Source organism: Pseudarthrobacter sp. MDT3-1, from assembly GCF_054510755.1.
In genome coordinates this window covers 162,017-173,397 of the sequence record NZ_JBTNDX010000008.1, presented here as the reverse complement: position 1 = coordinate 173,397, position 11,381 = coordinate 162,017, and the positions used below count along the sequence as shown (strand labels likewise).

At 60.2% G+C, this 11,381-nt stretch carries 14 protein-coding genes; 4 read left to right on the top strand and 10 right to left on the bottom strand.

Annotated features, from left to right (window positions below; translation table 11 throughout):
* Positions 1-56: 56 nt before the first annotated feature.
* Together ACX80X_RS08705 and ACX80X_RS08700 are read right to left on the bottom strand one after the other, a co-directional pair.
* Positions 57-917, bottom strand: coding sequence for a serine/threonine-protein kinase (locus ACX80X_RS08705; protein ID WP_459311770.1), 861 nt, complete (start codon positions 915-917; stop codon positions 57-59).
* A 139-nt stretch (positions 918-1,056) separates the two neighbouring features.
* Complete coding sequence (locus ACX80X_RS08700; RefSeq protein ID WP_459311768.1) at positions 1,057-1,716, bottom strand: hypothetical protein; 660 nt, start codon at positions 1,714-1,716, stop codon at positions 1,057-1,059.
* 527 nt (positions 1,717-2,243) lie between these two features.
* Here ACX80X_RS08700 and ACX80X_RS08695 point away from each other — a divergent pair.
* Entirely contained in the window at positions 2,244-3,062 is an 819-nt protein-coding gene (locus ACX80X_RS08695) for a hypothetical protein (protein WP_459311766.1), read from the top strand.
* A gap of 221 nt (positions 3,063-3,283) precedes the next feature.
* A complete protein-coding gene (locus ACX80X_RS08690; RefSeq protein WP_459311764.1) occupies positions 3,284-3,544 on the top strand; it encodes a hypothetical protein in 261 nt (86 codons plus the stop codon).
* Between the two features lie 203 nt (positions 3,545-3,747).
* Here the strand turns inward: ACX80X_RS08690 and ACX80X_RS08685 are convergent, their stop codons facing one another.
* The 4 genes from ACX80X_RS08685 to ACX80X_RS08670 all read right to left on the bottom strand — a co-directional run bounded on the left by ACX80X_RS08685 (position 3,748) and on the right by ACX80X_RS08670 (position 6,491).
* Positions 3,748-4,413: a helicase associated domain-containing protein gene (locus ACX80X_RS08685; RefSeq protein WP_459311762.1), complete on the bottom strand. Its 666-nt coding sequence runs from the start codon at positions 4,411-4,413 to the stop codon at positions 3,748-3,750.
* Positions 4,400-4,684: a hypothetical protein gene (locus ACX80X_RS08680; RefSeq protein ID WP_459311760.1), complete on the bottom strand. Its 285-nt coding sequence runs from the start codon at positions 4,682-4,684 to the stop codon at positions 4,400-4,402. Before ACX80X_RS08680 ends, ACX80X_RS08685 begins: the two co-directional genes overlap by 14 nt.
* Positions 4,685-4,857: 173 nt before the next feature.
* The gene (locus ACX80X_RS08675) at positions 4,858-5,829 is read right to left on the bottom strand and encodes a PASTA domain-containing protein (RefSeq protein WP_459311758.1); all 972 of its coding nucleotides are present in this window, start codon (positions 5,827-5,829) and stop codon (positions 4,858-4,860) included.
* A 266-nt stretch (positions 5,830-6,095) separates the two neighbouring features.
* The gene (locus ACX80X_RS08670) at positions 6,096-6,491 is read right to left on the bottom strand and encodes a hypothetical protein (protein ID WP_459311756.1); all 396 of its coding nucleotides are present in this window, start codon (positions 6,489-6,491) and stop codon (positions 6,096-6,098) included.
* Between the two features lie 274 nt (positions 6,492-6,765).
* On the opposite strand from ACX80X_RS08670, the gene ACX80X_RS08665 reads away from it, so the two are divergent.
* Complete coding sequence (locus ACX80X_RS08665; RefSeq protein ID WP_459311754.1) at positions 6,766-7,404, top strand: hypothetical protein; 639 nt, start codon at positions 6,766-6,768, stop codon at positions 7,402-7,404.
* 161 nt (positions 7,405-7,565) lie between these two features.
* Here the strand turns inward: ACX80X_RS08665 and ACX80X_RS08660 are convergent, their stop codons facing one another.
* Positions 7,566-8,864, bottom strand: a complete 1,299-nt coding sequence (locus ACX80X_RS08660; protein ID WP_459311752.1) for a Y-family DNA polymerase — start codon at positions 8,862-8,864, stop codon at positions 7,566-7,568.
* Positions 8,857-9,288 carry a LexA family protein gene (locus ACX80X_RS08655; protein ID WP_459311750.1) on the bottom strand — a complete coding sequence of 144 codons (432 nt, stop codon included), beginning with the start codon at positions 9,286-9,288 and terminating at the stop codon, positions 8,857-8,859. The genes ACX80X_RS08660 and ACX80X_RS08655 overlap by 8 nt, the downstream gene beginning before the upstream one ends.
* Before the next feature lie 210 nt (positions 9,289-9,498).
* Between ACX80X_RS08655 and ACX80X_RS08650 the strand changes: the two genes are divergently transcribed.
* The gene (locus tag ACX80X_RS08650; RefSeq protein ID WP_459311748.1) at positions 9,499-9,687 is read left to right on the top strand and encodes a three-helix bundle dimerization domain-containing protein; all 189 of its coding nucleotides are present in this window, start codon (positions 9,499-9,501) and stop codon (positions 9,685-9,687) included.
* 154 nt (positions 9,688-9,841) lie between these two features.
* Here ACX80X_RS08650 and ACX80X_RS08645 read toward each other — a convergent pair whose 3' ends face one another.
* Together ACX80X_RS08645 and ACX80X_RS08640 are read right to left on the bottom strand one after the other, a co-directional pair.
* Entirely contained in the window at positions 9,842-10,096 is a 255-nt protein-coding gene (locus tag ACX80X_RS08645) for an excisionase family DNA-binding protein (RefSeq protein ID WP_459311746.1), read from the bottom strand.
* A 358-nt stretch (positions 10,097-10,454) separates the two neighbouring features.
* The gene (locus tag ACX80X_RS08640; RefSeq protein ID WP_459311744.1) at positions 10,455-11,336 is read right to left on the bottom strand and encodes a restriction endonuclease; all 882 of its coding nucleotides are present in this window, start codon (positions 11,334-11,336) and stop codon (positions 10,455-10,457) included.
* Between the last annotated feature and the right edge of the window lie 45 nt (positions 11,337-11,381).

Here is an 11,381-nt window from a genome sequence, read left to right as displayed (position 1 = left end):
TACTGGCCCTGCCCGGGCCCGCATGGATCAACCAACCCAAGGAAAACACCGAAAAACTAGCAGCCTAACTCCCACTGGTACCGACCGACTTGAAAAATTCCGAAGTCGCAAACGACCCAATCTCCATCTAACCTCAGCACGTTTCCGGGAGACAGGTCCCGATGGATGTAGCCTGCTTCGTGCATTGAGGCGACGCCCGAGCAAACAGACCGCATGATTGCCAGCAGCTGATCTAGGGGAAGGCCCGATGGGTTCTGAGAAACCAAATCAAGTAAGCTGCCGCCTTCAGCGACAGGCATGGTGTACCACCAGCCGTCTTCATCGTTGAACCCGGAGTCGTAGATGGGAAGAACATAGGGGCTGGAAAGGTTGGTCATGATCCGTATCTCGCGCTCGAACCGACGCACGTTCTCGTCTTCCGCCATTGCTTCGGGAAGCATGAGCTTGATGGCCACTCGACTTCGATCACTATCTGCGCTGCTTTGGAGATCAGTGGCGAGGAAAACATGGCCGAATCCACCCCGGCCAATCGGCGTGGAATCAAGCTCGTAACGCCCGGCTACAACCCGAGGCCCCCGCGCAGTCACAGAAGTAGCGCGGATGCGGTTGTTGCTGTCCACATTCAACCCGTCGCGCTGAAGCGCGTTCAAGAAGGTCAGATAGGTCGGTTCCGTTGTGTCGGGCAGCAGACATTCATACACGCGCAAGACCCGACGAACCTGCTCAGGATCGGTCCAATCAACATTGTTTTCGTAGGAACCCCACAGTTCCTGTCGAGAACTGCTATCTGTCCCGGGAAAGGCGCCAGGGGTGAACTCCTCGTCCTCCCAGAAGTTTTCTATCTGCCGCAGTGTTATGTCGGTTGCCGCTTCCCTGAAGAAGCGGCGCAAGCGAGCGGGCACAGTCAGATCAGACAAAGCAGCCTCCAGACGAACGAACCATCTATGGGCGCTCTCTTTGGTTAGCCCCCGCAACCAAGACCAGCATAGTTGCCACGGGGGCTTCTGGCCCCGGAACCAATGACGGGCGGGTCGAGAACAACCGCGAAGGGGGAGTCTACACTCCACCCATCATGGCCCTTCCAGAAAACTGACGGGCAGTGAAAGCCCTTCCTTTGATCTGTCTTACAGACGGGAATGACAACCAGTTCTCAGTGTGTCGGACCGTCATGGAACTCGTGTCGCCCTTGAGCCACTTCAGAATCTTCATGACGTGCTGGTCGGTCAGGTCCAACCCATTGCCAACCTGGATGTCTACCTTTTCCGCCTTCACACCTCGGGCTCTGACACGGATCGAGATGTTAAACGACGGGTGCGACTCCTGCAATTCCCGCAGGAGCTCGGGTAAGAACGAGACGATCAAGGAGGCGGTGTCGCAGTAAGTGTCGGCCGTTTCACGGTGCAGGGGCACATGATCAGCAAGAAGTGTCATGGTTACAAGCGGGCGGAGCCGCTTGCGCGCCAGTGTTGTCACTCGCGCTCGCCATGCCAGCACAAGCTTGACGACCGTTACGACATGGCCCAGCAGCTTTGCGACGGGGTCAATGCCCTCGATAAGCCCAGGCCCGCCCGAAGTTGCGCCTATAGGCACCACGGTTGCTTCGGCGCTCTTCACGCCGACGTTGACAAGGAAGGTCCCGACTGCCTTTGATACCGACGAAACATCGGGTTGAACAAGAACCCAATTGGACCTGCAGTAGACGTGGTACCCAATCACATCCCGAGGTAAGTCTTCGTAGTCAGGCCAAATCCTTTGGCTCCAGTCAGTGGCCGAGCACATCCCGCAACTTCCCAGTAGTTATCACTTGCTGAAGCTTACGCAAGAATTGCAGCAAGCTCCTTCAGGAAAAGTCTCATAAGGGTAGAGAATCGAGTCGGGTAGGTTTCGAGACACCGAAGTGACGGGAACAATTGAGTACAGGCCTTAACGTAAACTCCAGAGGACGCGAATATGAATCGGGGGAACAATCATGCTAGAAGCTGCCTGCCGTTCGGTACCGGTGAGGCCTGCTGCTTCGAAACCTCAACTTAGTGCCCTGACCGATGTGTCGCACAACCTGAGGGTTTTGACCAAAAAGGACGTGCTGCTGACAGTGTCACAGCTCTTGGGACGTGTTCTCGCTGCCCTGGCGCGCACTTCGCCGGGCGATGAAGCTGAGAACCTTTTGGCCCGCCTCAGGGTGCCGCCCGAGGCTGGCCCAGCGGCACCGGCTTCGATGTTGATTTTCGCGAAGGGCTAAGAACATGCTGATCAAGCCCGTTTCGCTCCCCCGGGACCTGCATCTATTGGACACCCCTGTGGCATACGTTCGCCGATCCGATGTCCATCTGCTCACCGCCAGGCGGAACGCCTGGCACAGCACGACGCTTAATAATTACAGAACCACCGCGCCGGCTTTCTCCACCGTTATGTCGGCATGGGAATCAGCGGAGCTGCGAAGGGCGCCTGGGACGTACTTCGTGATTGACGAAAGACCGTCGCTGGTTTTCGATCTTGACGGGCTTAGCCTAGTTGTGATCCATCTCAATGCTTCTCCACGGTTCGGCTCTTGGAAGATTCCCGCGGCAATGACCGACCGTGATTCCCCGATCACCGGACTTGAAGTCTTCAATATGTTTGCTGGCAGTCGATACAGGGAAGCAACGTCAGGTTGGCGGATTTCTGACGGAGAGCCCGACGTCATTGTTGGAATCTTGGAAAGCGCCGCGTTGTCCACTTCCGATGGCCAAGCCCAGATTCAGTTGAGGCGCTCATCGATTGATTCTGGCAGACGGATAACTTTTAGCATTGAGCAAAGGACTGACGCTAATGCTGCGCATTTGGAACGAATAATCGAAGAGCTGGGACACCTGACCCGTCAGAAATATCCCGTACACGAGATCTCCCTGTGGGGCGGCGAGTACTTCTGCGAAAAGGACACCAAGAAGCTCTATTACACAGAACCACAGCGCCTGAGCGACTATGGCTTTCCGGTCAAGCTCACCGAAGCCCCCGAGCCCTCGACGTTCTGCGCGGCTTGCTTCCGCTGGTTCAGCGGCGCACGCCCCGATGATGTGGGGTAACACCGTGTCTCCGACCCCTAGCAAATCCTTGACGTCGGATATTTTACTTTTTCAGTTTGCGCCAGCATTGCTTCAAGACTCATGTCGCCTCACGTAACCGGACCAGGGAGTGAACTCGGGGCCACGGATACGGCGGATTCGCGCACCGGTTCTGGGAGACGACGCACTTCGCCCCCAGCATCACCGAAGTTCTCGACTCCGCGCCTGAAAGGCTCGCGAAGGTGCGCGAGGACATCTTGGCGCGCAAGCAAGCGCTGAGCGCCGCGACGAAGGCCGCGCAGGCCCAGGCGGAGGCGCACTTCCAAGCATTCCAGGCGAGCAAGGAAGCGGCCAAGGTCCAGCACGAGATCGACTTGCAAAAGGTGTGGCTCGTCATTGCCAGCATCGCGGTTATCGCCGGCGCCAGCTATGGCGCATACAAGGGTGTCCAGTGGTACAGGCGCAAGAAGGCAGCGCAGACAGACCCCGACGTGGGCATGTAGGTGCGACAACCTCGGCAGCTGTACGAGGCAGTGAACTTGACGAGTCCAGCTGGGCAGTTGGGAGCCCGAGGCCGCTGCAACCAATCTTGCAACCCATCTCACATGTCGGAATGCCAGTGGCGGGCCGAGTTGTCTGGGCTCCTGCAGTCGAAGACGCGGTACAGGATCCGGGCGCAGGTCAAGATCGGCTGCTGTCATTCTCTTCAAATGTTTGGGGATCCGGGTGGGCGGCCGCGTGTCCGGCCGTTCCGCCAGCCGGCAAGGAGCGTGTTCAGCTGTGTTTCTTTGTCCTGGACCAGTTCGTTTCGGCGGTGCTTCATGCGTTGGATGTGCAGCCACATGCCCAGGGCCCGTTCTTCTTCCGTGTCCGTTCTCTTGTGGCGCGGCCAGTTGTTCCCGGCAGCCATGTGGGCGATGAGCTCTTGTAGGCGTTGGTTCCAGCGGTTTTCGTCGTCGTCTTTGCGGGTTCGCTGTTCCCAGCCGGGGATTTCCTTCAGGCCATCGCTGTAGGTGGGGGATAGGTTTCCCCTGTCGTGGTCCTGGCGTCGTCTGACCAGCCATATGGCCAGGGACCGTTCCCGTGCGGTGGACGAAGACGATGAGGGAAGCCGGCCTTCGGCCTTGTACAGAGCGATGGTGTCGTGGAGGTTTTGCAGCCCGGCTTCGGTGATGCGGGTGACCGGCGGTCTACGGGCCGCCTTGCGGTGGTCGTCCCGGATGGACGGTTCCGCGGCGGCGGCAATGGCCACGTGGTAGCGGACAGTGCTCTTGCCGACACCTGCTCTGGTGGCGATTTTGGTGGTGGTGAGGCCTTGCCGAAACATCTGGACCCATTCCGGATGCGGGGCGGCCCGCTTAACTTCCGTCATCGAGGCTTTCCAGCAGCTCCACTTCCAAGGCATCCAGCAGCTGCCCCGCCGGGACGTTCAGCTGTCTGGCCGGGGTGTCCAGGGCGATGAATTGCTGGTGTGCCAGGGCGATTGCCAGCTCTGTGGCGGCGGTGGGGCCGTTGCGTTCGCCGAGGCCCGCGATGTATTCGCTCATTCGGCCGGTCATTTCGCTGGGACCTTCTGATTCTTCGGCCGCGATCCGTGTCAGCACGACCGCGGCGAGGATGGCGTGATCGTAGGGAAGGCTCATGGCCCAACGCTACGCGACAGGGCCGCCTCAGGTGCCTAGCTGTGCCCTTGGTTGTTCCAGCGTTCGTGTGCTGCCTGCCGGGTGATGCCCACCGCCCTTGGATGCGTTCCGCTATGTCAAAAGCGCGAGACGAGACGCCATGGCCCTGACGACGACATTCCTTTGCCTAGTGGTCAGTCGACCTTGGTCCAGCTTCCGCAGCTCCGGCTGACGAAGCCTTCGCCTGCGTAGACGGTGACTACCGGCGCCTGCGGTGCGAACGAGATGAAGTCATTGTCGATCGTCGCGCCCTGTGGGCCGGTGCGTTCCCAGTAGCAGTCATGGACGCCGTTGGCTCCCGCCGGCACGCTCACCTGGTAGGCGCCTTCGGCGATGTCTTTGCCGACGACGTACGTGCCATCGTACATAGAGGTCTTCGGCGCCGGCGCGATCCCACCGGCGACCCGGACAAGCTCGGCTGCGAACGGGGCATCCGGGCACATCGCGGCGGCGGCCTTGGCCACCGCTTTGATCTTCGGGCCTGTGGGGTATTCACCGTACCGGTGGTCCCACCCGTCCTTGGGCGGCACGGCGCAGAGCAGCAGAACGCTCCCGTACGCCATGTACGGTGCAGAGGCGTCCCCGCCATCGGCGCCGATCTGCTTCACAACGGCCGCCTCATCAGGCTCCAGGTCGTACCGGTCCATGTACCACTTGCCGCCGACGTGGAGGTCACAGGACTTGAACCGTGCGAAGTCTGGGGAGGCCCAGATCTCCTGAAGCTTCGTGAATGACTTGTTGTCCTTCGCCGTGATGGCGCTCTCTGAAGCGGAGCATTTGAAGCTGTAGCGCAATGACCGAACCCTCGCTGCTTCTTTCGCGGCCGCTGCCGCGGCGGCTTCCTTCGCGGCGGCTTGCTTCGCGGCGGCTGCCGCGGTGGCTTCCGCCTGGGTGCCGTCGATTCTAAACGTCACGGCGGTGCCGGGTTGAAGGTCTTCACCGGCCGCCGGATCCGAACTGACCACGATGACAGCGTCCCCGGGCGTCTCGGTGAACTTCACGCCGTCACTGCCCACCGCTTCGTAGACAATTTCGGCCGTGCGGACCAGGCTTCTGGCCTCCGAGAACGGCTTACCCGCAACAGCCGGGACTTTTTTAGGCGCCACCGATGACTCTGTCGGCTCAGCGGCCGGCGTTCCGCACCCCGAGAGCAGCAATCCAATACAAGTCGCGGCCACCCCGATCATCCTGAACTTCACGTCCGTGTCCCCCTCAGTGTGGCCGCATGTGCGCTCATCCTATGTCCGGACAAGCCACAGAAGACAGCTCCTCCTGTCATTTCTCTTGGCCCTTGACTGGGAAGAGCCAGCAGAACGGATCTTCTGAGGGGACCTAGGGGCGGTATTCCGTTGGACAAGATGCAGCGATAAGATCAAGAATCGGCGAGCTGGCGCGCGAACTTTTTCAGGACGCTGTGCAGCTGCGCGGGGTTTCCCAGTGAATCGACAGGCCGAGCACCGCTAAGGTTTCTGCTGGGTGTGATCATCCAGACGGTGAAGTAGTTGTGCGCGATCCTCAGTTCCAGGGCGTGCCGGAACAGGGACGCCACGGTGGGGTGGACCTGGCCGCCGGGGAGGAACTGGAAGCCCGGGCAGTACGTGTCCTGGCGGATGAAGACTCTAACGAGCTGCCGCATCACCGGATCGGTGTCTTCCATGAGTTCGGCGAGCCGGCGCCGGACCTGTTCCACGGAGGGCAGGGTGAACTCGGCTCTGATGGATTCCCAGACCTGGTCGGGCACGGGTCTGCCGATGATGGGGGAGGGCATCAGCTGCCGTCGTCGGTGGACTCGAGCAGCCACTGCGTGGCGAGGGGCTGACGGCGCAGCGTGAAGGTCTCAGCAGGGACCCGGTCCCGCGGATCTAGGTTATCTGCCCTCCAGTTGCGTTTGTGCTGTTCAGACTAGGACTCCATTGCAGGGCGCGCTAGTTGCGTCTCCGCTCCGGCGAGTGATTTACCGACGCGATCAAACTGGCCGCCGTAGGATGTTCGAAGATCAGTGGGCCGTCGGCCTTTCTGCCGGCCTACCTGGATGGGGATCAATGTCAACGGAGACCATGTACGCGAAGCTGATTGTCAGATACTTTGCTGAACTGCTGGCTTCCAAGACTGACATGTCCCTGCAACATGCGCTTGAAGCAGTCGACGAACCCCTCCGAGATGAGATCAGCACCGCGGAGGAAAGGGGTCTGTATCGGATCAACATCCCCATGGGGCGGATGATGACTGGACGCGCCCATGCCCCGGACATACACACCACGTTCTACGTGGAATCGATCCGTGCCCAACACGCTGGACGATGGGCGAGGGAGGGCGTAACCGAAGACGACATCGTTGCGTGGTGGGATTTGGGAGGCGTCATGCACGGTGCATACGTCGCGTTCGATAATCTGTTCAACATCGCCCAAACACTGGATTCCATGGAGCATGCCCAGGGCATGGAGAGCCTTGAGGAACTGAGCGCGTACGCGAAATGGTCCTTGGCTAAGCGCTTTCCGCTCTTTGGGCCCGACGACAATGACGGTACCGACGGTAGGCTGCCGCAGGAGCTTCGGGCGCGCATCGAAACATGGACGCGCAGGGCCCGGAGGGAATCTCCGGACGAGCTTGCACAGGGCATTGACGCCTTCAGCAGTTTCAACGCGTTGTGTAGATACATGATCAAACGGGGAGAGATCTAGCTCAGCAGTTCTAGCGAAGGGACAACGTACCTCGTTAGGGGTAGATAACCGGTGCGTTTCGAGGCGAGGCGCACCTTGGTGGTCTGTGTGGGGGCTTCTTGCGTGATGGTCATGAGTTCGTTCTTTCGTGATGCTGCAGTGCGGTCGTGGGGGTTGGTGTCTTAGGCGGCTTTGACGAGGGGGAGTTCGTCCCAGTGGGTGGTGTAGCGGGGGGAGAGCATGTCCCGTTTCATGGTCCAGTCCGGCCCGCCACGGATTCCGCCGTAACCCAGACCGATGGAGCCGCGGCCGTACTTTTTGGTGACGTCTTCAAGGAGGGTTCCGACGTGGCGTTCCTCGTGCGGGTTCTCGAACAGGGCCAGCGGCGCCTGGTTTCCGGTGGGCCGCAGGTCGGTGACCATGATCCCGGCCCTCGCGTACCGGATGCCCTCGTTGATGTAGGGGAGGAGTGCGTGGGCGGCCTTGGTCAGGATCACCGGGTCCGCGGTGGGCATCGGCAGCGGGACACAGACCGACGGGTAGGAGGTGTCTTTGGGGTTGAAGTGCGACGTGCCCGCAAAAGCGGTGAGGACTTTGGCCTGCAGCCCGTGTTTGGCTAAACGGGCGGAGGCTTGCTGCCCGTAGACGCTCATGACCTGCCGGATCCCGGCTGTGGTGGTGATGGGTTTGGCGAAGGAGCGCGAGAAGATCAGCTGGTCCCGGCCGATGCGTTCTTCCTCCATCGGGATGCAGGGGGTGCCTTGGAGTTCCAGGACGGTGCGCATCATGACGACGGAGAATCGGTCCCGGATCATTACCGGGTCGGCCTTGGACAGGTCGAGGATCGAAAAAATGCCCATGACGTTCAGGCGTTTGGTCAGCCGGGTCGCGACGCCCCAGATCTCCACCACGGACAGGCGGCCCATAAGCCCTTCGCGTTCGTGGGCGGGGATGGAGTCCCAGTGGCAGACCCCGCCGAAGCCGGGGTTGTTCTTTGCCCATTTGTTGGCCAGTTTCGCCAGAGTCTTGGTGGCGGCGATCCCGACGCAGACCGGGACTCCGACGTTCCGCCGGACGGTGGTCTTCATCGCCCGGCCCAGGGTGAGCAGTTCGTCGGGGGTGCCTTTGACGCCGAGGAAGGCCTCGTCGATGCTGTAGACCTCCAGCCAGGCCGAGTACCGCCCCAGGAGTTCCATGACCCGGGCGCTGATGTCCCCGTAGAGCTCATAGTTACTGGAGAGTGCAACCAGGCCCCATTCCTTGGCCCGTGGGGCGAGCTTGAACCACGGCTCACCCATGGGAATGCCCAGCGCTTTAGCTTCGGGGGAGCGGGTGACGGCGCAGCCATCGTTATTGGACAACACAACGACCGGCCGCCCCTCTAGCGAGGGGTCGAACGCCCGCTCCGCGGACGCGTAGAAGCAGTTCACATCCACGTGCGCGATCTGCGGCATCCGCCGCATCACAGCAGGCTTAGACATGATGAAGGCACCTGGTCGCGACACCCCAGACGGTCAGTTCGCTCAGGCTGGGCACCCGTATGTCCGCGTACGCAGGGTTTTCGGCCTGCAGCACCACACCGCTGGGCGTGATTCGCAGCCGCTTGACGGTCAGTTCCCCGTCCAGGACCGCGACGACCACGCACCCGTCCCGCGGCTCCAGGGCCCGGTTCACGATCAGTTCATCGCCGTCACTGATCCCCGCGCCTTCCATCGAGTCCCCGGACACCCTCACCACGTACGTGCTGGTGATGTCCTTGATCAGGTGCACGTTCAGATCGATCCGGCCATCAAAATAGTCCTGAGCCGGCGACGGAAACCCTGCCGCCACGGGCACAGGTGAGATCAGCACCGACAACAACGACACGCCCGCGTCTATCACACGGGGACCGACAATAACGCCCACAACACACCCTTATTCGAATATATGTTCGATTGATTTCAGTGTACTCGTGAAGGCCGACATTCGTTTCGACCTTGCAGAATTGCATCGGATGCATGAAAGCCTGCGGAGCCGAACGGCGTCAGGCGGCCACGGCACGTCTGGTTATGGGGCGGAGTTGGGTGGGTTCAACTTTCCGTTGACGCCACCAATTGTCGGGGTGAAACTGAGTGGATGGCTACGGACAATGAAGTTCAGGCAATGGCGCACGTCATTGATTGGTTGGCGCAGCGGTTTCCCGACAAGCCGCGCTCGGTAGTTGAGGAGATCGTCAGCGAAGAAGTCAACGCGCTAGACGGACCGATCCGGGATTATGTGCCGGTTCTGGTTGAACGAGCTGCCAAAAACCGACTCAGACGGTGACTGACACTTCCATGCGCCCGCTTCACCGGACTCCGTTCGTCCACAGCGAGTGCGGACATATCGCCCACTCTGGACACTGCGCACGAGTCCTCTCATGGGCTGGTCCTCTAGGTGGATCATTACTGGGGTGTGTGGATTGAACTGCGTAGTCTCTTCATGCCTCGGTCTCAACCGGTAATTCTTCGACTAGTCCAGCTTCAATTCGTTCGGCTGTTTGACGGTACGCCTCAATTATGTAGTTCTCAAAGTCCTGCACGCCTATTCTCCATTGTCCCCGAGCGCCGATTTGGATGGCCCGCAACTCCCCGCTCTTGAGCAGCGCCCGAACTTGAGGCAAACCGACGTTGAGTTCGTTGGCTATCTGATCAATGGTGAGGAAGCGCGGTGACGGCTTGTTCGGTGTCGACATGGGCTTCATCGTATTCGCCGATACGTCTGCTCCGTCTTCCACGATGCTCAGACACGCGGTTCGGCTAAGCCAAGCGTTCGCCCCCGAGCAAAATTGATCGACGGGGCGACGTAGGTTGCTCGTTACTGCCGTCTTCGGGCTCGATACCGGGCCCAGGCGAGTTGCCCGCATTGCCTCATCTTGAGACAGTCCGTAAAAACCAGCCGGAATAGCACACGATAATGTCAGTTATCACGTGGGCATGACCAACCTCCTGTCGCTTGGGACCATAAGGGTTGGATGACACAAAAAGGAATGACAAGGAGGCCAACGCCGCGCCATGTCCCGTTCCTTTTTGAAGTCAGCCAGCGGGGGAGGATTACCCGCTGCTACGAATCCTCTCTTGGAAGAGCCCTGGTATCGGCCAAGGCTCAGGACGGACAACATCCAACCCAGCTCTCACGAATGAGTCATCGTCCCAGAATTGCGCTATTGAGTCCAGCTCGCGTTGAATATCGCTTTCAGTAGCAGCGAGTACTTTTACACCGAGATCCGCTCCGTGGCGGGTCACTGACAGCCAGCGGTGGGCCGGAGTACCTCCCGCGGCGACAACTCCATTACCGATCTCCCGGAGCGGTGTGATGCCGCCTGCTTCAAGGCGCCGGACCAAGTCGGTGCAATCTTGTCGGTGTTTCTCATGCTCCTGCATTCCGTAGTGGCGGTAGGCGTTCAGCAGGATCTCGCCCTCGGTAGCCGCCTTCTCTTGAGGGCTAGCGTCGCGGGTTACACGGAAACCTGCCTTCCGTGTGATGACGAGCGCCCTGTCAAGGTGTGCCTGGGGGACCCCCAACGTCACGTGTCGCGTTCCGGGCGGCGACCACCCGAGGAGTTCCTCGATAGACATAATCTCGGTCCGTATACCCCGCTGTCGGCTCGCGAGTTGTTGAGCGGCCCGCGAAGCTCCTTTGGTGCTGACAATCCACCCGGCAACGGCGCCCACATCGGCCAGGGCCTGCGCGAATTGCCCGACATCGTTGACATCCAACTTCTTGCTATAGCGCTTGCAATCGATAACCAAGGTTGCTTCGCTGAGACCAAACATTGGTCCGCGAACGAGAATGTCGATCTGTCGAGGCGTGTCGGACTGCCTCCCCGGGAGGTATACGTCTCGCTCGACCGTCACCTCACCTCCGGCGAGAAAGCCGACAACATCTGCCACCGCGCTCTCGTATTCCCTAGAGAGTCCCTTCGAATCCACCATGGCTGAAGCCTATCGGTCAGGAAGATCGGCCAAAGCAACCGCGTG